Genomic DNA, 25,005 nt, shown 5'->3' on the forward strand with positions numbered 1-25,005 from the left:
TAATATATGCATGGGCGCACTTGATTTCACTTTTTATTAATTGTAAAAAATAAAGGATACAATCAATGAATTTACATGAGTATCAAGCAAAAGAGCTATTAAAAAGCTACGGTTTGCCGATTCAAGAAGGCATCCTCGCCTATAGTGGCGACGAAGCTGCTGCTGCTTTTGATAAAACGCCAACTGACATTGCGGTTATCAAAGCGCAAGTACATGCTGGTGGTCGCGGTAAAGCGGGTGGTGTAAAGCTGGTTAAAACTCGTGAAGAAGCTAAGCAAGTAACTGAAGAGCTTATCGGTACCAATTTGGTTACTTTCCAAACTGACGCTGATGGTCAACCAGTTAACTTCGTATTGGTTGCAGAAGATATGTACCCAGTACAAACTGAGCTATATCTTGGTGCAGTCGTTGATCGTGCGACTCGTCGTGTGACTTTCATGGCATCAACCGAAGGTGGTGTTGATATCGAAGAAGTAGCAAACGAGACGCCAGAAAAAATCTTTAAAGTACATGTTGATCCTTTAGTTGGTCTAATGCCTTTCCAAGCGCGCGATGTTGCGTTCAAACTGGGTCTAGAAGGCAAGCAAATCAACCAGTTCGTTAAATTGATGACTGGTGCTTATAAAGCATTTGTTGAAAACGACTTTGCGCTAATGGAAATCAATCCATTAGCGGTTCGTGAAAATGGCGAAATCGTTTGTGTTGATGGCAAAATCGGTATCGATTCAAACGCACTATATCGTCTGCCTAAAATTGCAGCATTACAAGACAAAACTCAAGAAAACGAGCGTGAGCTTAAAGCTGCTGAGTTTGACCTAAACTATGTTGCCCTAGAAGGTAACATCGGTTGTATGGTTAACGGTGCTGGTCTTGCAATGGCGACCATGGATATCATCAAATTGTATGGCGGCAAGCCTGCTAACTTCTTGGACGTTGGCGGCGGTGCAACTAAAGATCGCGTTGTTGAAGCGTTCAAGATCATTCTTGAAGACAGCAGCGTTGAAGGTGTTCTAATCAACATCTTCGGTGGTATCGTACGTTGTGACATGATTGCAGAAGCCATTATCGCTGCTGTTAAAGAAGTCGATGTACAAGTACCTGTCGTTGTACGTCTAGAAGGTAATAATGCTGAAAAAGGCTTACAAATTCTAGAAGAGTCTGGTCTTAAGCTGACGACAGCCCAAGGCTTAGCAGATGCGGCTCAGAAAATTGTCGATGCTGTTAAAGCTTAATATATTTGAGGCATAGTCCTTTAAATATAAGCGTTTAAGCATAGTAGTCAACGTGTAATAGCAGCTTGTTTGTATACATTTATCATTTATCATTTATATTTAATGGTTAACATACCATCAGGTAGCTATTACAAGACAACCGAATACAAGGAATAAATAATGAGTGTATTAATCGATAAAGATACCAAAGTATTGGTACAAGGTTTCACTGGTAAAAATGGTACGTTCCACTCTGAGCAAGCGATCGAATACGGTACTAAAGTAGTCGGCGGCGTAACGCCAGGTAAAGGCGGTCAAACGCACCTAGGCCTACCAGTATTTAATACTATGGCAGAAGCCATGGAAGCGACTCAAGCTGACGCTTCTGTTATCTATGTACCTGCACCATTCGTACTAGACTCTATCGTTGAAGCAATCGATGCTGGCGTTAAATTGATCGTTGTGATCACTGAAGGCGTACCAACTATCGATATGCTAAAAGCCAAACGCTATCTTGAAGAAGCGGGTGACGTGCGTTTAGTTGGTCCTAACTGCCCAGGCGTTATCACTCCAGGCCAGTGCAAAATCGGCATCATGCCAGGCCATATCCATCTGCCGGGTAAAGTGGGTATCATCTCACGCTCTGGTACATTGACTTATGAAGCAGTAGCCCAGACTACTAAGCTTGGTTTTGGTCAGTCAACTTGTATCGGTATCGGTGGTGATCCTATCCCTGGTATGAACCAGATTGACGCACTGAAATTGTTCGAAGCTGATCCACAAACTGAAGCTATCATCCTAATCGGTGAGATCGGTGGTACTGCTGAAGAAGAAGCAGCTGCTTATATCAAAGATCATGTGACTAAGCCAGTGGTTGGCTATATCGCTGGTGTTACGGCTCCAGAAGGCAAGCGTATGGGTCATGCTGGCGCTATCATCTCTGGTGGTCAAGGTACTGCTGAAGAGAAATTCAAAGCATTTGAAGATGCTGGTATCGCATATACGCGTGACCCATCTAAACTTGGTGATAAGTTAAAAGAAGTTACTGGTTGGTAATTCAGAATTAATTTTGTAATGTAACTACTAAAACTATATTGAAATATTAAGAAGGCACCCCTACAATGGGGTGTCTTTTTTTGTAACAGAAGATCGTTACAATATTCTATATCCTTGTTAAAAAAGAATACATCTATGATAAAAGTACTAAGTATATTTGGCACACGTCCTGAAGCCATTAAAATGGCACCAGTGGTTAAAGCTTTAGAAGCTAACCCTCATATCAAGTCATTAGTTTGCGTAACAGCTCAACACCGTGAAATGCTCGATCAAGTGTTGTCGTTATTTGAGATTACACCTGATTATGACTTAGATATTATGAAGTCGGGCCAAAGCTTAACTCAAGCCAGTTCAAGAATGTTACTTGCTCTCGAACCTATTCTTGAAGAATGCCAGCCTGACTTAGTACTCGTTCACGGTGATACCTCAACAACATTATGTGGCGCTCAAGCTGCTTTTTATCAGCAGATTCCTATTGGTCATGTAGAGTCTGGATTACGTACTTACAATATTTATTCTCCATGGCCAGAAGAGGCCAATAGACAGCTAACCAGTATCATTACTAAACTGCACTTTGCACCGACTAAAACAGCTGCTCAGCACTTATACGACGAGCACAATAATCCCGAGTTTATTTACGTTACTGGCAATACTGTAGTGGATGCCTTATTAGATGTGAAGCAGAAGCTAGAAACCAGCAATCAATTACGTAATGATCTACAACAGCAATTTTCTGAATTAGATTTCACAAAACGTCGAGTATTGATTACTGGACATCGCCGCGAAAACTTTGGTGATGGATTTGAGTCGATCTGCCAAGCAATTCAAGAGCTTGCTCAAAAATATCCAGATTATGAATTTGTTTATCCTGTACATTTGAATCCCAATGTAAAAGAGCCAGTTGAACGTTTACTACATGGTCTTGATAACGTTAAGCTGATTCAACCACAGGATTACCTGCCATTCGTTTATTTGATGAGCACCAGTCATATTATCTTAACAGACTCCGGAGGTATTCAAGAAGAAGCACCTTCGCTTGGTATCCCAGTATTAGTAATGCGTGAAACGACCGAACGTCAGGAAGCAGTTGAAGCAGGTACAGTTAAGCTAGTTGGTACTCATCACGCTACTATTGTGGCTGAAGTTAGCAATCTCATTGAAAATGAGGCCATTTATTCAAAAATGAGTGAAGCTCATAATCCATATGGTGATGGTCAAGCGTCAGAACGTATTACTAAAACTATTGTTAGCTTTTTTAATGAAGCAGATTCTTCAAAATAAATAAATATAAGTTAGGTGAGAGAAAAATGAAAAATATTTGTGTGTTTGGTCTAGGATATATTGGTTTACCAACGGCAGCTATGTTTGCTCATCATGGTGCCAATGTTATTGGTGTTGATGTTAATCAGCATGCAGTTGATACTATCAATCAAGGCAAAATCCACATTGTCGAGCCAGGTTTAGAAGCTATCGTGAAGCAAGCAGTGGATAACGGTAAGCTCAAGGCTAGTCTCACTCCCGTACATTCAGACGCTTATCTCATTGCAGTTCCTACACCTTTTAAAGGTGATGACCATGAGCCTGATCTTTCTTATATTCAGGCTGTCAGTAAAGCATTAGCACCTTTGTTAGAAAAGGGTGACATAGTAATATTAGAATCCACATCACCAGTAGGCGCTACTGAAAAAATGGTTGAGTGGCTTGCTGAAGAGCGTTCTGATTTAACCTTTCCTAAATACCATGAGCCTGACGTGGAAGCAGATATCTTTGTTGCTTATTGTCCAGAGCGCGTGTTACCTGGCAAAGTCGTAGAAGAGCTGATTTCAAATGATCGCATTATTGGTGGTATGACTAAAGAATCGACTAATAAAGCGCAAGAAGTATATCGTATCTTTGTAGAAGGTGACTTGTTAGCAACCAACTCTCGTACCGCTGAAATGGCAAAATTGACGGAAAATGCCTCTCGTGATGTGAGTATTGCTTTTGCTAATGAGTTGTCTATTATTTCAGATAAATTAGGTATCAACGTTTGGGAACTGATTGAGCTTGCCAATCATCATCCACGCGTAAACATCCTTCAGCCTGGGGCTGGGGTTGGTGGACATTGTATTGCTGTCGACCCATGGTTCATCGTCAATCAAAACCCTAACGAAGCTAAAATCATTCGCGCAGCTCGTGAAATCAATGATAGTAAACCTGATTGGGTTATCGAAAAGATCAATGCAGAAGTAAATAAATTAAAAACTCAAGGTATTGAGAAGCCAACAGTAGCGTTGTTAGGTTTAGCTTTTAAACCGAATATTGATGATTTACGTGAGAGCCCTGCAGTTCATATTGCGAGAGAGATGTTGGATGTTGATTCAGCAGAACTTCTATTGGTGGAGCCCAATATTGATAAACTACCTAAAACATTAGATTCTGGAAAATTGGTAAGCTTATCTGAAGCCATAGATATAGCCGATGTCATTGCTATCTTGGTTGCCCATGATGATTTTGCAAAAATAGAAATTTCTAAAAAAAATGTCATTAGCTTTGTGACTAATCTTTAAGATTTTAGGTTTGGCTATAAGTATAGCAGTGGTTATTTATGCATAGTCAAGCTTATTCATATTGCTTACTTTTGAACTTTTACTTAATTTGTCGTGGTGCTCTATGAAAAATACTATTTTTAAAATGCTGTCTAAAAACACTAATGAATTTAGTCAAGCAGAGCTTGAAATGCTCAATAATCTCATAGAGCAGTATGGCGGTTCTATAGATGAACTTAAGTATTATATACGGTCACTCGAGTTAGAGAGTGAGAAAAGTCGTCTTAATCAATCGGCTGAAAAAAATACAATTTCCTATCAGTTGGGAAAATCGTTAATAGATATTGCAAATAGAAAAACTAATATTAAGATGCTAAGTAAAGAATTGTATGCTATTTATGTTGACGCACTTAGTAGAAAAAATAAAGATCTAAAAAACGCTAAGCTGTTTCATAAAATTATTATATTGTTGAATGAACAGAAGCAGAAAGAGTTACATGATTTAGTAAGAATGACTAATGTAAGTAAACGTAGCATTGAAAAACCAGCTGAAACAATAAAAGTCAAATATATAAACAATGAGCATGTAGATAAAGCTATTTTACAAAGCGCTTTCTCTGATAAAAGCCTAAGAATTGCAGCTATTATGGATGAGTTTACATCGCTTTGCTTTGAACCTGAAGCAAGTGTCTTTCATATCTCTCCAGAGAACTGGAAATCAGAAATTTTAGAGTTCAAACCTGATATGCTGTTTATCGAATCGGCTTGGCAGGGTAAAGATGGTCTTTGGAAGACAAAGGTCAGTCATCAATCAATAGAGTTGATTGATTTAATTAAGTTTTGTGAAGAAGTTAATATTAGAACTGTTTTTTGGAGTAAAGAAGATCCTGTTCATTTCGGAACTTTTTTAGGTGTAGCTGAGCTAGTTGATATTGTATTTACTACAGATATTGACTGTATAAGCAAGTATAAAAAACACTTGGGTCACAATAGAGTCTACTTACTATGTTTTGCGGCTCAACCCACTATTCACAATCCTATCGAAATTTATGAGCGTCAAAATAGATTCAATTTTGCAGGCTCATATTACCTTAAATATCCTATAAGACAGCGTGATTTTAGCGTTTTATCTGACGTAGCAGATAAATATAAAGGTTTGGATATTTTTGATCGTAATTTTGATAAGCCTCATCCGCACTATGAGTTCCCTGAACGCTATCAGTCGATGATAATAGGTACTTTGCAGCCATCTGAAATAGACAAAGCATATAAAGGCTATGTCTACGGCATCAATATGAATACTATTAAGCAATCACAGACAATGTTCGCTAGACGAGTATTTGAGATGTTAGCTTCTAATACGATTGTATTAAGCAACTACTCACGAGGTGTTAGACTGCTGTTTGGTGATCTGGTCATTTGTTCAGATGAAGCGGCTGAGCTTTCTAGGCAATTAGAAAAGTTCACTGAGGATTTTTTGACTCAGAAAAAATATAAGCTTCAAGGTCTTAGAAAAGTTTTAAATCATCATACTTATCAACATCGACTAAAGTATATCTTAGAAAAGTCGTTTGAAACATCTTTGAATATTCTTAGTAATGATGTAGTAGTAGTGTCCCATGTCAAAAATAATAATGATCTTAGATATGTCCTCAAAAGCTTTAATGCACAGGATTACTCAGATAAAAAATTATTTATATTCAGTGCAATAGAATTAGAAAAAATAAATGATGACAGAATTACTCTGTTTGATAATAAGTTAGAAATGTATCAAGCTATAGATAAGTCTCCAGAAGACACCTATTTAGCTGTATTTAATCCTGATGATAGTTATGGAACTCATTATTTATCTGACTTAATGTTAAGTAAAGTCTACCTTGGGCAGAACGATAGTCCTCTCACTATAACTAAAGATAGTTATTTTGAAAATATTAGTGGTAAAGCGGTATTTGTACAAAACAAAGAATATCAATCAGTAGATAGGTTCAAAGCCAGTAGAAGCCTAATACCTATCGATTTATTCAAAAGAGAGGTCTTGGAGAACGAACAAATCGAGGATATTTCTAGCTTAGAAATTGAAGCAAAATCTTTTGCTATTGATGGCTTTAATTATGTGTCAAATGGGGCAAGTCTTAGTAAAGAGGATACTTTAAATTCACACGGTAAGCTGACTATCGATGAAGGAGTAGACTTTGAAGGGAGGCTTTTGAAGGTAGCAGAGTCGATAGATAGTAATGTTAATGAGATTGATGATTTAAATGCATACGAAGACTCGGGCGCTTTTGTTTTTTCAGTTGAGGATATAGATGCTCAACTCATCAGGCCTCAAAGTAAGCAAGTACAAATAAAGAGAAATAATTTAAATGTAGAGATAAAATCCTCACTCCCTGAAGAGAAGTTTGCCTATATTTATTTTAAGTCTATATACAATAGAGATGATATCAATTTAAGTCTAAACAGTCAGTTCATAGTTGATGCAGATGCCAACATGGATCTACGTTCTGTATTTGTGTTTTTAGATGAAAACAAAAACAAAATATCGCATCATATTGCGGCAGTTTCTCATAATCACACCATGCCTATACCTCAAGATTGTAAGTATGTTCAAGTTGGGTTCAAGGTTACAGGTAGTGGTCAGTCATTCATAGAGTCGATAAATATTGGTGAGAAGCGAGAGATAGTGAATGATCTCGTTGCTAAAACTAATACTTTAGTATTGGCAAAGCAATACCCTTCTTATGATGACTTATATAAGTATGGCTTCCTACATAGTAGAGTAAGAGCGTATAAAAACCATAACCATCTGGTAGATGTTTTTAGGATTACCGATAGTAAATCTGATGTAGGTTTTAGAGAATTTGAATCCATTGATGTCTTCAGTGGGAGTAGTGGTAACCTAAAAAATATTCTCGAATCAGGTCAAGTAAAGAATATATTTATTCATCTTATGGATGAAAAGATGTGGAGCATAATCAAGGATTATCGAGAAACGTTGAAAATAACCATATGGTTACATGGAGCTGAAGCACAAAGCTGGCAGCGTCGTGACTTTGACCTTGTAGGCTTGAGTAACTCTGACATAGAAAGAAAAAAGAAGCTTGCTGATTACCGTTTAAGATTTTGGAAGAAACTCATTACTGAGGAGTTAAACAGCAATATCACTTTAGTTTTTGTGTCTAATACCTTTCTTCAAGAGGTAGAAGAGGATCTAGAACTTACCATACCAAGCTCAAACAAGATGGTAATACATAATTATGTAGACGAAACTATATTCGGATACACTGAAAAAAAGCCTGAGGATAGACTTAAATTACTGTCTATTAGACCCTATTCAGGTCTTAAGTATGGTAATGATATGACAACTGATGCCTTATTAGAGTTATCCAAATATGAGTTCTTTAAAGATTTAGAAATCAATATTTATGGTGATGGGTTTGAGTTTGATTCGATTAATGAGCCTCTACTGCAATTTGAAAACATTCATTTGCATAAGCGGTTTTTGAGTCATCATGAGATTGCAGCAGCTCATAAAGAACATGGCGTTTTTTTAAATCCTACTAGATGGGACTCTCAAGGTGTATCTAGAGATGAAGCAATGTCTTCAGGGTTGGTAGTAGTAACTAATAAAGTAGCAGCAGTGCCAGAGTTTATTTCTGACGAAGAAGGTGCATTATTTGAAGCTGAGGATGTGCAGGATATGGTAGAAAAAATCAAAGATATTGTACGGGACTCTTCTTTATTTTTAAACAAGTCAGAAGGTGCAGCAGAACGTGCTAGTACACAATGTAGTTTTGAGAATACTATAGCTAAAGAGATTGAGCTATGAAGTAACTGTTATTGTATTTTAATTGAAATATAAGTATGTTGCATACAGTATTTAATGCTTCATATAAGCCAAGGATATACGAAATTTATTTGTATTTTCAGTAATTATTGGTAAATCTACCTCTGAGACTTTTCATATGATTAAAATATTTCTTTCTGAAAAGTTATCTGTTTATATTGATGATTCAGAAGCTAAGATACAAGTTTCTCTAAATAAGAAGATAAAAGATTGTGTTTATGCTTGCTACTTTTATTTCAAAAATGGAGAAGTAGTTAAATATCATTATCAACATGCTCTAGATTTTTTCCACTCAGTTAACTTAGAAGAATTATCTAAGCTAAATATTAGGTTCTTTATTTGGGATAAAAAGAAAAACGTACGCTCGTCTGAGTTTTTCTATATTTCAAAATCGTTAGATATATTTTATAAATATAAGTATTTTTTAAACAACGAATCGAATGGCTCTTTATTAGGAAAAGATATAGAGAGATATATTACAAATACAGGTAATATTGAAAAAGGTAGAATGTTATTTGAAGATAATAAGTTAAAGTTAACTACTTTTCCAGCAGTTAAATGGGACAATTGGGAAGCAGACCCATTTAATAATAGGTCTTGGCAATGGGCACTACATTGGTTTGATTTCAGTAAGCATCTTTTAGCATTTTATCATAAAACTAATAATGAAGAAGTACTATGCAAATTAAAAGAATTAATCTCTAGTTGGATAAAAAATTATCTGTATGATGAAAAAACAGATTTTGAGTTTATATGGCATGACCACGCTACTGCTTTAAGAGCAAAGCAGATATTGTTATTGTTGTCTTATCTAAAAAAATATAACAATTCTTGGATGAACTCTCATCTTGAATTTATACTTTTATTGTTTGAGGCCTTAGATGTGCTAGGAGCAAAATTAGAGCAAGAAAATTTTTATTCCAAACATACCAACCATGGACTAGAGCAAGTCCGAGTTCTCATGCTTTTAGGTGTCACTTTAGATAATAAAAAATGGGTAGATCTCTCTATTCTACGTCTAAATGATGAGTTGAATTTCTCATTCACTAGCGAAGGCGTACATAAAGAAAATAGTCCTGGATATCATCAATTTGTATTCAAAATATTTTTATCGATAATTGAAAGCTTTTCAAGTACTAAATTACTAGAGTTAAACTCTAACTTCAAAGAGATAGCTCCAAAAGCGTTAAAGTATATTACTTATATATTACGACCAGATAACAAGTTACCAATAATAGGTGATACAGAGTTAAAACCCACTAGCGATGCATATAAAAATTTTTTTTCGGGAACGGCGGAGTATGAGTGTTTCTTATATTCTTTGACCCAAGGCAGAAAAGGTAAAATACCAGATAAAAATAATATCGTTTATCCAGAGTCCGGTTACGCAATATTCAGGAATACTTGGGGGAATGAGGAAGACTTTGAAGACAGTATGCAGTTGATATTTAAAGCAGGGTGTTTGAGTCGATACCATCATCAACAGGATGAGAATAATTTTGTTCTATTTGCTTTTGGTGAAGATTGGATAATTGATTCTGGGTTATATAATTATGTAAACAAAGACCCTATAAGATATTATGTACGTAGAAGGCAAGCTCACAACATACCATTAGTTTCTAATACAAGTTATAGCCATGAAGATTTTAGTCATAGAATTAAAAGCTGGTCAATAATTGACTATAGTGAAAACGATAGTAATCCATATGTCTTAGCTGAGAACACAGTATTACAAAATGTAAAACATAGTAGAAAAATCGAATATAATAATCTTAATATAAAAGTTGAAGATAGTATTAATTGCTTAGATAATGTGGAAAGGAACGTTACTTTTTTACTACATGTACCTATGGATAAGGAAATAAGGATAATAGATGAGCAAATCCTTATATCTTCAAAAAATCAAAACAAGATTTTATCATTATCTTTAAATGCAAAACCAGATAAAATTGAAGTTAGAAAAGGTGTAAATAAGAAACAAATAAATAGTATTATTTCTCTTACAGCGAATAATTATACTGATAGTCAAGTAATTAGATTTATTTTTAAAGAAATAACTAATATTGATGTAAGGATGTTAATGGTTTTTTCTTGATGTAAAAAATGAAAATTTATTAGAGATTGATTTATGCAGAATTTTAAAAAATTATTTGAGTATGGTATTTTTCCTAAAGGAAACTCTTTAGAAATATCTTATTATACTTTAAAAAATAATGATATTACTATTGCTGCATATATATATAAATGTGCAAAAGATAGTCCTAGAGTTGTAATACATAAAGTAAGTTACAGAAACAAATTAAATAGTCATAATGTATTTCTAGAGAGTGGTAGGTATCAAGTAAAGTTCTTTGTCAAGAATAGAGGCGATACTAAATATTTTGAGTCCTTTCTGACTTCACCAATCGAATTAAAAGTTTTAAAGTATTTCTTGCCTAAATTATATGAATGTAACTCTACTGAAAAAATAATACAGTCTTTAGTAAAGACGGGTTTAAATGAAATTGATTTCAAAGTTATTGTAGTAGAGAAACATAAATGGAATAGTGAAAAATATAATTTTTTCTTTTGTTTATCAGAAGCTGCTCTAAAAATTATTTCTACAGAAAATTGCACATATGAAACTGCTAAGTTTTTATTTAACTGTATTTTTTATATAGGAAATAAAGATTTCTTACTTTTACATGAGCGTAATTTATTTAGTCAACTTATCATAAATAAATTTAATCAGGCTAGAAAAGATGTACTGTTCTGGTTTGGACTTATGCAGCACAAACTAGGACGTGGAGACATAGCTTATAGTGCCTTTAGTGTTTTATTATCCTATAAGAGTGAATTAGATTTTCACCAAACTGGGGCTTTATCGTATTTGTCAGATACTAGTAAATTTCTAGATAACGACTTTAATGAGACTCAAATAACTTACATAAACAAGTCTCTACCTACAAACTCTCAAGGCTGTATATTAGTATCATGTGATTTTGGATATTTTTCAGCTTACCTAAAAAACATTTTACATACTTTTGATAAAAATTTAACTGTTCACTTGCATTTAATTTTACCTGGTAGTATTGAAGAGTTAAACTTAAGTAAGATATCCGAACAGCATGAAAATATATTTGTAAGCTATGAACTTATCGATGAGTCCATAGGTAATTTTAGAACTTATTATAGTGTTTCTCGTTACTTAATTCTTCCAGAGATACTTAATAGATATAATTTACCTACTATTGTAGCGGATGCAGATTTAGACTTCCTGAACATAGGGCTTATATCTGTGGTTACCAGCGTAAATGATAATGAATTTGCGTTAAACATCAAAGATAATGATTTACCTTGGTTAAGAGTCACAGCAGGTTTTAATGTCTTTGGTAAACATACTGGGAACGCAAATTTTTTTAATGTATTGATAAAGTATATTAAATTTTGCTTCCAGACTGGTAGGGATGGCTGGATGTTGGATCAAACTGCTTTAGGTCAGTGTTTATATTTTTATAATATGGGATTGATAAAAAGTGATTCTGATTTTGAAATAAATAAACTTCAATTGGAAAAGACAGTTAGACAGATAACTAATAGAGCGAAGAAACGAGTTGAAGCTAGACAGGCTTTATCGAATCTGAGATATAATTGAATGCTATTAATTTATTAAAGAAAAAAGAGGTGCTTGAGTCGTAATTTCCATAGATTGGATCTTTCTTAGGTTTGTTCACTCATTGATTTCTTAAGATATTGCATATTAGGCTTAACTTTTAAACAACAAGAGAGGTTCTATTTGTCAAATAAAATAAATTTCAAAGTTTATGGCGGTTGCGTTTCTCGAGATATTTTTAATTTTGATGATTCTGATACGCTTCAGCTAGTTCACTATCATGCAAGATCTTCTCTAGCGACCATTGGATCTGATAATGTAGCAAAGAAAATTCCAAAGAAGTATTATGACTCTTTGTCTAATATAGAATCAAAGTTTCAACGTCGTATGGTTGAGTCCGATTTCGATAATGAAGTCATAAAGTCTACAGCTGTAAATGACTATGATTTTTTACTAATCGATTTTCTTGTTGATAGACTGCACTTGGCTGAAATAGACGGTAAGCTAGTGACTCGTTCAGTAGAGTTTCTACGTTCAGGTATCAAGCCTGATAGAGTTATAAATACCTTTTCAGAGCAGTATTTCAAATTATGGAAAGAAGGAGTGAATAACCTATTTAATGCGGTTAGTAATACAGTAGGTTTAGAAGCTGTAAGGATTAATAAGGTCTACTGGACAAATGTTGCGACTAATTCACAAGATAGTATTGTATTAAATGAGAAGTGGGATATTGAAAAAAATAATGCAAAACTTGCTGCTATGTATGAGCATGTCGAAAAAATTCTGCCATCATCAAGCATTATTGAAATTGATAAAGAGTTGCTAATAGCAGATTCAGACCATAAGTGGGGACTATCCCCCTTTCATTTTACCGATGATTATTACAGAAGGATGGTGAATACATTCAGAGGTTAGCTTTGTTTTTTTAGCTAAACCTTAGAATTAATTTGAATTAACTGAATGAAACTTGCAGGTCTTTATCTATATCAATGCTACCCAAAAATTAAAGACAAATCCAAAAAATATATTATAGAGTAATTTTACTATGCGCAAGAGTAAAGATAGAGTGAGCAAGCAATTGAAAGTACCAAGTATCCAGCTTATAGAAAGTCTTTCACTGCCATTAGAAGTGCCCGTCTGGTATCCAACAGCTGTGAGGCCAGGTCAAAGAATCAATCTTAAAGGGATAGTAGAGTATCTAAACATTGACCCTGCTCATACTCGTAAAGCCGTCTTACTGATTCGAGCGTATGATAAAGCCGGTAATGAAGTGAATATGTCTTTTAATAAAATGGCAAGATCTGAGGCTTTTGATGCACACTTTAAATATCTTGCTCCTACACAAGGTGTAGTAGAAGAGCTATATACATTCGTCGTACCTGAAGGGGTAACGACTATTCACTTTGGGTTTAATAGATTTTTATGTTCAGAGAGTGAGCAGGTGATATTAAGTGATCTTACTATATTCCCTGAAGTAGAGACGGAAATAATTGAATCAACTAAAAAACTAGAAACGCCAACCACCCAACTTATAGAAAGGCTTCCACTACCATTAAAAGAGCCGGTCTGGTATCCAACAGCTGTGAGGCCAGGTCAAAGAATCAATCTTAAAGGGATAGTAGAGTATCTAAACATTGACCCTGCCAATACTCGTAAAGCCGTCTTGCTAATGAGAGTCTATAATAAGGCTGGTAATGAAGTCGACGTATCTTTTAATAAAATGGCAAGATCTGAAGCTTTTGATGCACACTTTAAATATCTTGCTCCTACACAAGATGTAGTAGAAGAGTTATATACATTCGTCGTACCTGAAGGGGTAACGATTATTCACTTTGGGTTTAATAGATTTTTATGTTCAGAGAGTGAGCAGGTGATATTAAGTGATCTTACTATATTGCCTGAAGTAGAGACGGAAATAATTGAATCAACTAAAAAGCTAGAAACACCAAACACCCAGCTTATAGAAAATATTTCACTGCCATTAGAAGTGCCCGTCTGGTATCCAACGATTGTGAAGTCAGGTCAAAGAATCAATCTTAAAGCGATAGTAGAGTATCTAAACATTGACCCTGCTAATACTCGCAAAGCTGTCTTACTGATTCGAGCGTATGATAAAGCTGCTAATGAAGTTAACGTATCTTTTAGTAAAATGGCATGGTCTGAAGCTTTTGATGCACACTTTAAATATCTTGCTCCTACACAAGGTGTAGTAGAAGAGCTATATACATTCGTCGTACCTGAAGGGGTAACGACTATTCACTTTGGGTTTAATAGATTTTTATGTTCAGAGAGTGAGCAGGTGATATTAAGTGATCTTACAATTCGTGCTGAAACAGAGCTTGAGATACGTAAAAGATTTGAGAACATAAGTACACAATCTAAAGAAGAGCATTTAAACTTAGGTTTTTATAAAAATACTAGCAAAGTTTTTTCTTTAGGAAGTTTCGCAGATGGCAAATATAGAATGTTAGTTACTCATGAAAATAAAAAAGTATTCGAGAACAGAAAGTCCTTAATTCTTTTTTTTAAAGGACTGTCAGATAAAAATAAAAAAAACTTATATATATCAGATTTTAATAAACAACCATTTTGTTATATGGGTTCAGGATTAGAGAAAGATGGTGTTTTTTATCAGGATTTTTATTTAGATATTGATATTTCAATAAAAAAATGCGAGTTGTATTTTTACTGCACTTTACCAGAATTTAAAATTGATAAGTTTGTTATAGAAAAAAATAATAAAAATATAACTAAGTCTGGAAAAGTTATTTCAAAGCTAAATAGTGAATGGAATAGAATTACACTAGATAAAATCAATACTGAGCATCTAGAGTTTCTCTTATATGCTGATATAAATGCTAACGTCGTTGATGGATCTTCTGTATGGTATTCATCAATGGCAAGTATATTGGCTGCTAAGGGCAAAACGGCAATAATAATAAAGGAAAACTTAAGACATAATCAAATTGTATCCAATATTGAAAACATCCGAAATGTACAACTAATAACACCGGAAAAAGTTGGGTTTGATGGTGTGTTCGATATTGAAAAAGGTGTTGAGCTACTCAGAAAAATCGACGATGCTTCCCCTAATTTGAAATTAGTGGTAGTAAGAGGTTGTGAAGTAGCATATAGGCTATCAGAAACTAGACAATTTTATAATCGACTAGCCAGTTACATTACAGATTTCTATACAGTTGATGATAATAAGCTGATAATGAATGAAGAAAAGGTCGAAAAGCTAAAACTGATTAGTCTTAGGTCTGTTTATATGCTTGTACAAACTCAATTGATTAAAAATAAAATTGATGAAATAGTGAGTAACAGTCCTAAGTATATTGATATGCCGCCGCCAATTAATGATAAGTTTTTTGAGGGAACAAACAATATAACTGATAGACTAGAAATAAATACTAATTCTGGGGCAGATGACAATGTTATAAAGATTGGCTATGCAGGTAAAATAACCCCTGGCTGGGGTATATTTGAATTATTTAGTTTTGTTGAAAAATTAAAAAGCGATGGTTTTGATGTAGAGCTTTATATGGCTGCCAATAAGATATCATCACCTACCAATTTGAAAGAGTTTCGTCAGAAAATTCAAAACTGGTTTAAAAAGCTTAATGTCAAGTATTACGATAATTTTAATAGAGAGCAAAGCCTTGAAATGCTTTCTAAAATGGACTTTATATGGTGCTTTAGACCTGCTGATTTTGAAAATGCTACTTTGGAATTATCGACAAAACTTGTTGAATCGGTTGCGATTGGGGGTCGATGCTTGTGTTATCCAAGCGTTATTAATATCGAATCGTTAGGAAGAGATTATCCTTTCTTCATTAAAAACTACCATGATTTCAAAGATATTTTGAGTAAAAGGGAATTGCAGCTCGATAGTAAGTTTTCTGAAAATATTTGGCAGAGACATTCTCTAAAGAAAATTAGCGAGAATTTCCATAGCCATTTTTTATCAAAGGCATTATCTAAAAACAAGGTGCTTTTTGCAGGTCACGATTTCAAATTCATAGATGCTTATATTTCTTACCTAAAATCTAAAGGCGTACCAGTTAAGAGAGAGGTCTGGGAATGGGGCGGTCATAAAAACTCGAAACAACTGATAGATGGTTATAATTGGGCTGATACTATTTTCTGTGAATGGGGCTTAGCCAATGCTGTTTGGTACTCCAACAATAATCCTGATAATAAACCAATATATGTTCGAATGCATGCGCAAGAAGTAAGAGAAAGGGCTCAGAAATTTGGTAAACAAATTGATATGGACAACATAGAAAAGATTATTTTTGTTTCTCAAAATATATGTGAGCAAGCTATTGAGCTGTTCGGTTATCAAGAAAGTAAAACTCAATTCATCCCCAATTTTGTAATGGACGATGAGTTCTATTTTGCCAAAAGAAATAGAAGTAAGAATACTGTGACGTTAGGTCTGCTTGGATTTGTTCCACAGACAAAACGATTGGATCGAGCTGTATTACTTTTAGATTCACTACGTAAGTCCGGAGTTAATGCAACGTTAAGCGTGAAAGGACACAGACCTGAAGAGCTTGAGTTTATGCATGCTCCTTCTAGAGTAAAGGAACTAGACTATTATTATGATACTTACAAAATGATTAATAGTCTCGGACTAGCAGAGTATGTCAATTTTGAGGGTTGGGGAGCAAATGTTCGCGATTGGTATGAGGAAATAGATATTATTTTATCGCCTTCAGAGAATGAGTCCTTCCATTATGCTGTAGCTGACGGCGTATTGTCTGGATGTTTGCCTGTAGTATGGAACTGGAAGGAGTCAACAGTTATTTATCCTAAAAACTGGGTGGTTAAAGATGTGGACGAAGCCAGAACTCTCATTGAAGGATATATAAGCTATAACAATATTGACGATTTGGCACAGAAAAATAGAGCGTATTTAGTTGATCAATTTGGCTATCAAAAAGTGCTTAGTGGCTTAAACAAAATGATTGTTCAGTAAAATATTTCATTAAGAAATTGATTAAAACTATAAAATGATGTCTTTATAAGAGCGTGTAAAATGTCTATATATTTAGTAGTGTTACCAAAAATCGAATCAAACAACTCTCACTTAGAAAGTTTGTTAAAGAAAGTTGCAGTAGGTTATAGTGAATTATTTAGCGATATTGATTATAAGTATCATCTTTATATGCCTGATAATCCTTATAAATCAGGTAGCTTAATAGTATGGGATAGAATTGATCCAGCTTCTTTTTTTCATAAAAACAGTAATGGAGTATGGGCGATTTCTTCAAGTACCAATGTCTCAAAAAATATAGCTGAGCAAACTACTAGACGGGGTGGCGAGTTACAGTATTTAAAGCCCATATGGGGACATTATACAGTTACCCGTGCTGAGTTATATTTGAGTCAGTTTCAAGCTTGGAATACTGTGCCTGCTATCGAGTCCATCCATTATGCCGAGGACGATAACTATATTTACGTGAGTAACAGACCTCTACCTATAGCCTTAGCCATGAGTAAAGGAGTAATTAAAGATGTCATCTTTAACACTGATTTTCTTGCAGAGTACTTAGCATTTGGTTATTCAATCACTGGTAATACCACGTATAAAGGCGTTAAGATACTACACCCTAATAAGATGTTAAACGTTATTCGCGGTCACATTAGCTTCAAGGATGCACCACTATTCATTGAGTCCACCCTGCCCGTTGAGCATACTCAGGAAGAAGCCCGACAACATCTTAAACTTGCACTAGAAAATGCCATGAAGCGATCTATTAGCAATATGAGAGGGAGGAAAATTCAGTTGCGAATGAGCGGTGGTAAAGATTCTAGGTTATGCGCTCTATTAGCTCAACCTTATAAAAGTAAGTTTTTTGCAGTTAACTTTGGCAAGATGGAAGAAGAGGAAACTGATCTTTCTGCAATTATTTGTAATTATGTCAATATTCCTTTAGAAATAACTTCTCCCAAACTCATTTCAGGAAATTCAATTAAGGAAAAGGTAGAGAATCTTTTAATGCTTTCAGACGGTATACTGCCCTCTGAACCCCATACGGCCATCTATGTAGGCTCTGAGCCACGAACGGATAACGAGTCAATTATGATGGGCCAATGGCCATTATTTAAAGGTGGCTATGCTAATAGCATGAAAAACGATGAGAAGGTATTAAAAGAAAAACTTACCAGTATTATTTATCCTATTTTTGAAAAAACGCATTATGATTATTTTCAAAATTACATACTTGATTGGATGAATCAAACAAGTGCGTCTAGCAACTTAGAAAAACTTTATTTATTTTCTAGAACTTTCCGTTCAGGTAGATGGCTACAGAGTAATGTAGCATTACTTTCAAGAGATGCTGACGTTCTTTATCCTATAAGTGATGCGGAAGTCACCGCAGTTTCGGATGCGTTGACAATGTTTGAAAAGGTTTCTCAAAGTGCTCTATATTCTGTAATGGATAGTATGGACAATTATATAACGCATTTACCTTTAGCTAATTCTAGATGGCCCGCTGGTACAAGTGCCTCTATAGGTGATAAACTGAATGACGCAACGATAGAGGACTTGTCTAAGAACTTAGAAATCCCTCCAAAATATGTTACCAGGGAATATATTTCTGCAATGAGTGACAAGACCATATTTGAATTGGCAAAGCAAATTCAAAACTCCATTCGCTTAAAGGATTACAAGGAAATTTTAAGTTGTGATTTTATTGAAGCTGTTTCTAAGTCTGCATTGGGTACTATACAACCACCTTCTAATATGCATTTAAGAAATTTCAAATCTGCAATATGGCGACTCTTTATAGCAGATGTTTGGTTATCAGAGAATTGGTTAAAATAACTAATAATTATATAAGAAATAAAATGAATATTTTTATGGATTTTTTAACAACTTATATTAGGACTAATAAATGATTGAAGTATTTATAGTCAATCCAGAATAAAAGAGATACAGCCCATATCATGAAACAGTTTAGGCAAATTATTCTCCATCCATCCTTGGCGTAGAAACTTAGCTTGTGCCCATTTCTTTTCAATGGGATTAAGATCAGGGCTATAGGGTGGTAGCCAAAGGATACGATGACCATGCCTGTTCAGTAATTTTTGGATACGTCTGCTTTTATGAAACCGAGCGTTATCCATGACAATCACGCATTTAGTTTTAAGACTTGGAATTAGAGTGAACTTGCACCAGTCATAAAATATATGGCTGTTGATATTCTGTTCAAAGTAATCAAGCGCAAATAGCATTTTTTCATAAAGCGCACCGATGACATTGGTACGTTTTTTAGCTTGCCAATTGTAGCTATCAATACAAGGTTTACCTATCGGTGCATAGCCGTAAGGACGAATGGTTTCTGCCTCAAAGCCACTCTCATCCATATAAACAATGGGATAGCCTTGTTGTGTAAGCCTATTAAGCTTACTCTGATACGCCGCTCTTTTTATCGGACAGGCTTTTGGATGCTCCAAGGTCTTTTTTTTGACTGATACTCAAACGCTTTAAGGCAATCTCAATACCCGATTTGCTACAGCCTAAACGTTGAGCTCGCTCGTACATATAATCGTCTGGATACTGTTCAACGTCTTTTAATAGCGCTTCATTCAGTATTTTACTGGGTGGCTTATTCCGAGATTGCTTGATAGTTGGGTTTTTCAGCCAGCGTTGTAATGCAGTTTTGCTCACGTTATAGAAAATACAAGCTTGACGGATAGTCATATCTTGGTTTTTAACGCTCTTAATCACTTGCGCTCGGAAATCTGCTGAGTAGGTCATGGATTCTTCTGCCACTTTGCTTATTTTAAAAGCATTGTATCTTATTTATAAAAGACTGACTATATATCAATATTTGAAGATAAAGTCTTAGGAAAGCTATTGATAGATAATTTACTCTTTGATTTTTCTAAATATGAGTATGCTTTTTTTCTATACAAGGATGGCTTTATTGATGAAAAAAGAGGTTATTCTAAATATACAGAAGTACTATTTGATATTGGTAATAGAGTAGGTAGGTTTCATGTCAAATGCTTTGTTCGAGAAATAGATTCTGCTGAGGTTCAGAGCTGTAGTTCTAAAAAATTAGCTATTAACTTACAGCCATACAATATTGACCGATGGCGAACTAGAATAGTTAAGACTAGCATTGATTCGTTTATGAATGCTAGAAATAATTTAGATGGTCTACATCAATTGCAACTGAGCAACTGCTCTATAGATATCTTATTTCATAACTTTGATAGTCTAAACCTAGATAAAGGTATACTGGTCTGCTTTTCAGCCGCTATAGGCAGTAGGCATCTTAAGCAAGCTCCTTTTTTTTCTGGCCTAAAGATTGCTAAGAAACTAGATATGCCCCTAGTTGCAATTGCGGATCCTTCATTGTCATTATCGAACTCATTAGCTTTAAGTTGGTACGCAGGTAATGAGAGTATTAAGGATCTTCCTAAACAACTTGCTAATATACTTGATATGGTTGTAAAAAAGTTCGACACTAAGTTAACACTTTTTGGTGGCTCAGGTGGAGGTTTTGCAGCCTTGAATATTGCAGCTGAGATGTCACATGTAGTAAATGTAGCTGTTTGGAATCCTCAAACTTCAATTTCCAAATATACGAAACAAGAAGTAATACGTTATATTGAGAGCTGTTATTCTTCACATACTATTGAAAGTGATTTGTATAAAAATCTAGAAAGTATAGGTGTCTCTCATGATCTAATATCTATTTATCGTAAACTGAAGAAATCAGATAACATTTTATTTTTACAAAATACAGGTGATACACACCATATTGAAAAGCATGCTAAACCTTTAATGAAAGCTTTAGAAGTGGAAAATGTAGATGAATACACTTTTATAAGTGGTGAAGTTAAAACCTTGACTTTCTGGTTAAAGAAATGGGGGAAAGGACATATAGCCCCGAGTGAAGATGTTATTTTAAAGGTATTATCAGAAATGATAGCTAATAAAAGCTCTAAACAAATAGCACTGCAACTACATTGATTATATAAATGAATATTTCAGAGTACTGATCCGTCTTGTAGGGTTAATAACCTAAAACCTGTGTTCATTATTTCTTAGTAACCATACGCGTTCGCTTTTTAACATGCTGGCAATCCCCTATCTGATTCAATAATTGCTAAAATTACCACATAAATATGTAGAATTGAGAGATATTTCTTGAAAATAGCATTGATCAGTGATGAATTAACCTCGCAAGCGCTAGATCTAATAGGGGCTGTAAAAGTAGTTCACAAAAATTGGCATTATCAATTCAAACGCCGTCATAAGCCCGATTTTATTCTTGTTGAATCTGTTTGGCGCGGTCACAAAGACAAATGGCGTTATAAAATAGCCAATTATCCTGATTACCCTGAGCGCAGTAATGTTGAACTACGTAAACTCTTAGAGATGGCAGATAAGTACAATATTCCAGCAGTTTTTTGGAATAAAGAAGATGGTGCTCACTTTAACCGTTTTATCGATTCTGCCAGTTTATTCAAATATATACTGACAGTTGATGAAAACTGTGTCGAGCGTTACCGCGCTATATTAGGTAAGAGCGTAAAAGTAGGGGTTCTGCCTTTTGCAGTCCAGCCTAAGTTTCATTATCCTACCGCGTTGCCACCACGTTATAACGAAAGTTTGTTTGTTGGTAGCTATAGTCACCACATACATAATGCACGGCAACAGTGGCAAGATATGGCATTTACGGCCGCTTCTCCTTATGGACTGACTATCGTAGACCGTAACTCTGACCGTAAGTCAGATGTCTATCGTTATCCAGAGCTACCGAACATGACTATCAAGCCTGCGGTACCTTATGACAAGACAGGTGAACTATTTAGGAATTATTCACATTGCCTCAATGTCAATACTGTGACTGACTCTCCAAGTATGTTTTCCCGTCGTCTGATTGAGATTATGGCTTGTGGACGACTAGCAGTGACCAATCCTAGCTTGTCGGTCAGTACCCGCTTTGAAGGTATGTGTGAAGTCATTGATAGTAAAGAGCAAGCAGATGAATTATTTGCACAATTATCTAGAAGTTATACTAAACAGCAGACAGAGATGATGCGCTACGCCAGTGACCATGTATTACAAAATTATAATTATGATCAATGGATTAAACGGATTGTAGAGTTTATTGATTTATAGCTCCTTATCAGCATATATTGTATTTCCTTATATCTTCTTAATATAGCTAACATACTATGAAAAAAATCACTCACGCTGTTATACCTGTTGCAGGCTTTGGCACTCGTATGTTGCCATTGTCTAAATCTGTGCCAAAAGAGCTATTGCCACTAGGTAATCGTCCCGCTATTCATTATGTGGTCGAAGAGGCAATCGCTGCTGGTATCAAGCATATTGTACTAGTCGGCCATGCACAAAAAAGTGCGATTGAAAACTACTTCGATATCAATGCTGAGCTAGACAGTCAGCTTAGAGCAAAAGGTAAAGACGCGCTGGCGGATAGCTTAAACTGGTTACCAGACGATGTGACAGTCTCTATGATACGCCAAGGCAAGGCATTAGGTTTGGGTCATGCGGTACTCGCGGCTCGCCCGATCATTGGCGAGCATGACTTTGCTGTATTATTACCTGACGTTGTGCTTGATCCGTTTACGGGCGATATGACTAATGATAATTTAGCCTTTATGATTGATGCTTTTGCCAACGATGCACATTCACAGATATTGGTTGATAATGTTGCCGATGAAGATGTGCATAAATATGGTATTGCTAAGCTGAGCGACGCTATTGAGATTGATGAGCAATCAGATACTAATACTAGCTTTAAAGTCGCAGGATTTGTAGAAAAGCCTAACTTAGCCGATGCACCTTCTAAATTAGCAGTGGTTGGTCGTTATGTCTTTAGCAATCAAATCTTTGACTATTTGACCAATACCAAAGCCTCGGTCGGTGGTGAAATTCAGTTGACGGATGCTATCGATGCCTTGATTAGTGAATATGGCGTCAACGTCACGACCATGCGAGGTGACAGCTATGATGCTGGTGACATGCGTTCATATATGCAGGCGTTTATCTATTTTGCCCAGCAGCAATTAGCAGAAGATGAATAGCTGATGGATGAGATAAAGGGCGATAACGCTTACAACAGTGCTCGAAACTCTACATATTGGCAGCAATTACAAACGCTTGCTAAGCAGCCATGGTCACTGTCAGCCTTGTTTGCGCAAGATGATAATCGTGCTGAGCGCTTTAGTATGCAAGCTGGCGCGCTATATATGGACTATAGCAAGCAATGTATCGATGAGCAGGTGCTGGCAACTCTATTACAGCTAGCAGATAGTTGTGAACTGTCCACACGGATTGATGCACTCATGCAAGGCGCGATGGTGAATACCAGTGAAGAGCGAGCAGCCTTGCATACGGCACTACGTTTGCCCGAGACGGCAGAGCTGAAAATTGGTGACCAAAATGTCGTTGCTGACGTCCATCATAGTCTTTCACAAGTAGCGCGCTTATCTGAACGTGTCCGCAACGGTACATGGCGTGGATTTTCGGGTCAAGCCATCACGGATGTGGTTAATATTGGCGTTGGTGGCTCTGATCTTGGACCGCTGATGGCGACTACCGCGCTGGATGAGTGGGCAGATACCGAGATTGAAGTACATTTCGTCTCTAACATGGACGGTACTCAGCTTGATAATTTGCTCAAGCATCTTAATCCTGAGACCACCTTGTTTATTATTTCGTCCAAATCCTTTGGCACGGTTGATACGTTATCTAATGCTAAGACAGCATTATCATGGCTACTTGCCACTGCCAAGCTGCGTGCTGGTACGGAAGACAGTGTGCTACGTCGCCACTTTATTGGCATATCGGCCAATAGTGAAAAAATGAGTGCGTGGGGTATTCATCCAGAGCATCAGCTACAGCTTTGGGAATGGGTTGGCGGTCGATTTTCTTTATGGTCGGCGATTGGACTGGCCATTGCCATTCGTATTGGTATGTCTGGTTTTAAAGCATTATTAGCTGGTGCGCATAGTATGGATGAGCACTTTGCGCAAGCTAATTTTTCAGAGAACCTGCCAGTACTATTAGGGCTGCTTGCTGTTTGGAATAGTACTTTTTTACAGGTGAATGCCCATACGGTATTACCGTATGATGGTCGTCTCAGCTATTTGCCAAGCTACTTAACTCAGCTGGAGATGGAAAGTAACGGTAAGTCTGTCACCCAACATGGCGATCATATTGACTATGATACTTGCCCGATTCTATGGGGTGAAATTGGCTCCAATGCTCAGCATGCGTTTTATCAGTTGCTACATCAAGGCACACAGCAGGTGTCTTGTGACTTTATTGCTTGTGTGCGTCGCTATAGTGGTCAGATGAAAAACGCGCCATTGCAACAGCAGCATGAGCTGTCTTTAGCCAACTGTTTGGCACAAAGTCGGGTGCTGGCCTTTGGTAATGCTGCGCTCCAAGAGTCTGAGGTACAAGTAGCGTCTGCTGCGGAAAAATATAAATACTACCGTGGCAACCAGCCGTCAACCACGCTGCTGATCGATGAGCTGACGCCGCACAGTTTGGGAGCACTGATTGCACTTTATGAGCATAAAGTCTATGTCATGGCCAGCATTTGGGATATTAATCCGTTTGATCAATGGGGCGTGGAGATGGGCAAGCAGATGGCAGAATCTGTACATCAAGCCATGCAGCAAGAGGTAAGCGGTCAATTTGATACCTCTACTGATCAACTGTTAAAGCATATCAAGCGTTGGTCTTAACGTTACTCGCATACTGATATT

At 36.0% G+C, this 25,005-nt stretch carries 16 protein-coding genes; 14 read left to right on the forward strand and 2 right to left on the reverse strand.

Annotation, left to right across the window (positions count from 1 at the left end; genetic code table 11):
• The first annotated feature begins 65 nt into the window (after positions 1-65).
• The 10 genes from sucC (at position 66) to ACTQ9T_RS07210 (ending at position 19,069) form a co-directional block, all read left to right on the forward strand.
• A complete protein-coding gene (gene sucC / locus ACTQ9T_RS07165; protein WP_240216310.1) occupies positions 66-1,232 on the forward strand; it encodes an ADP-forming succinate--CoA ligase subunit beta in 1,167 nt (388 codons plus the stop codon).
• Positions 1,233-1,391: 159 nt separating this feature from the next.
• The gene (sucD, locus tag ACTQ9T_RS07170) at positions 1,392-2,267 is read left to right on the forward strand and encodes a succinate--CoA ligase subunit alpha (protein WP_440464605.1); all 876 of its coding nucleotides are present in this window, start codon (positions 1,392-1,394) and stop codon (positions 2,265-2,267) included.
• Between the two features lie 135 nt (positions 2,268-2,402).
• A complete protein-coding gene (gene wecB, locus ACTQ9T_RS07175; protein WP_440464606.1) occupies positions 2,403-3,548 on the forward strand; it encodes a non-hydrolyzing UDP-N-acetylglucosamine 2-epimerase in 1,146 nt (381 codons plus the stop codon).
• 26 nt (positions 3,549-3,574) lie between these two features.
• A complete protein-coding gene (gene wecC, locus ACTQ9T_RS07180; RefSeq protein WP_440464607.1) occupies positions 3,575-4,816 on the forward strand; it encodes a UDP-N-acetyl-D-mannosamine dehydrogenase in 1,242 nt (413 codons plus the stop codon).
• A 103-nt stretch (positions 4,817-4,919) separates the two neighbouring features.
• Entirely contained in the window at positions 4,920-8,621 is a 3,702-nt protein-coding gene (locus ACTQ9T_RS07185; protein WP_440464608.1) for a glycosyltransferase family protein, read from the forward strand.
• A 136-nt stretch (positions 8,622-8,757) separates the two neighbouring features.
• On the forward strand, positions 8,758-10,734 hold the full coding sequence (locus ACTQ9T_RS07190; protein ID WP_440464609.1) for a heparinase II/III family protein: 1,977 nt from the start codon (positions 8,758-8,760) through the stop codon (positions 10,732-10,734).
• A gap of 33 nt (positions 10,735-10,767) precedes the next feature.
• The gene (locus ACTQ9T_RS07195) at positions 10,768-12,273 is read left to right on the forward strand and encodes a hypothetical protein (RefSeq protein WP_440464610.1); all 1,506 of its coding nucleotides are present in this window, start codon (positions 10,768-10,770) and stop codon (positions 12,271-12,273) included.
• Between the two features lie 141 nt (positions 12,274-12,414).
• Positions 12,415-13,146: a DUF6270 domain-containing protein gene (locus ACTQ9T_RS07200; RefSeq protein ID WP_440464611.1), complete on the forward strand. Its 732-nt coding sequence runs from the start codon at positions 12,415-12,417 to the stop codon at positions 13,144-13,146.
• Between the two features lie 130 nt (positions 13,147-13,276).
• Complete coding sequence (locus ACTQ9T_RS07205) at positions 13,277-17,215, forward strand: hypothetical protein (RefSeq protein WP_440464612.1); 3,939 nt, start codon at positions 13,277-13,279, stop codon at positions 17,213-17,215.
• A gap of 60 nt (positions 17,216-17,275) precedes the next feature.
• On the forward strand, positions 17,276-19,069 hold the full coding sequence (locus ACTQ9T_RS07210) for a hypothetical protein (RefSeq protein ID WP_440464613.1): 1,794 nt from the start codon (positions 17,276-17,278) through the stop codon (positions 19,067-19,069).
• Between the two features lie 89 nt (positions 19,070-19,158).
• Here the strand turns inward: ACTQ9T_RS07210 and ACTQ9T_RS07215 are convergent, their stop codons facing one another.
• Together ACTQ9T_RS07215 and ACTQ9T_RS07220 are read right to left on the reverse strand one after the other, a co-directional pair.
• Positions 19,159-19,701, reverse strand: a complete 543-nt coding sequence (locus ACTQ9T_RS07215) for an IS630 family transposase (RefSeq protein ID WP_440464614.1) — start codon at positions 19,699-19,701, stop codon at positions 19,159-19,161.
• Complete coding sequence (locus ACTQ9T_RS07220; RefSeq protein WP_440464615.1) at positions 19,652-20,005, reverse strand: IS630 transposase-related protein; 354 nt, start codon at positions 20,003-20,005, stop codon at positions 19,652-19,654. The genes ACTQ9T_RS07215 and ACTQ9T_RS07220 overlap by 50 nt, the downstream gene beginning before the upstream one ends.
• A 99-nt stretch (positions 20,006-20,104) precedes the next feature.
• On the opposite strand from ACTQ9T_RS07220, the gene ACTQ9T_RS07225 reads away from it, so the two are divergent.
• From ACTQ9T_RS07225 to pgi, 4 genes are all read left to right on the forward strand, one after another.
• Positions 20,105-21,229 (forward strand): hypothetical protein, encoded by a 1,125-nt coding sequence (locus tag ACTQ9T_RS07225; RefSeq protein ID WP_440464616.1) that lies wholly within the window; start codon positions 20,105-20,107, stop codon positions 21,227-21,229.
• 177 nt (positions 21,230-21,406) lie between these two features.
• Complete coding sequence (locus tag ACTQ9T_RS07230) at positions 21,407-22,384, forward strand: CgeB family protein (protein ID WP_440464617.1); 978 nt, start codon at positions 21,407-21,409, stop codon at positions 22,382-22,384.
• A gap of 56 nt (positions 22,385-22,440) precedes the next feature.
• Positions 22,441-23,313, forward strand: coding sequence for a UTP--glucose-1-phosphate uridylyltransferase (locus ACTQ9T_RS07235; RefSeq protein ID WP_440464618.1), 873 nt, complete (start codon positions 22,441-22,443; stop codon positions 23,311-23,313).
• Positions 23,314-23,316: 3 nt separating this feature from the next.
• Positions 23,317-24,984, forward strand: a complete 1,668-nt coding sequence (gene pgi / locus ACTQ9T_RS07240) for a glucose-6-phosphate isomerase (RefSeq protein WP_440464619.1) — start codon at positions 23,317-23,319, stop codon at positions 24,982-24,984.
• Positions 24,985-25,005 lie beyond the last annotated feature (21 nt).

This window comes from Psychrobacter sp. ASPA161_6, from assembly GCF_051970285.1.
GTDB classification, from domain to species: domain Bacteria; phylum Pseudomonadota; class Gammaproteobacteria; order Pseudomonadales; family Moraxellaceae; genus Psychrobacter; species Psychrobacter glaciei.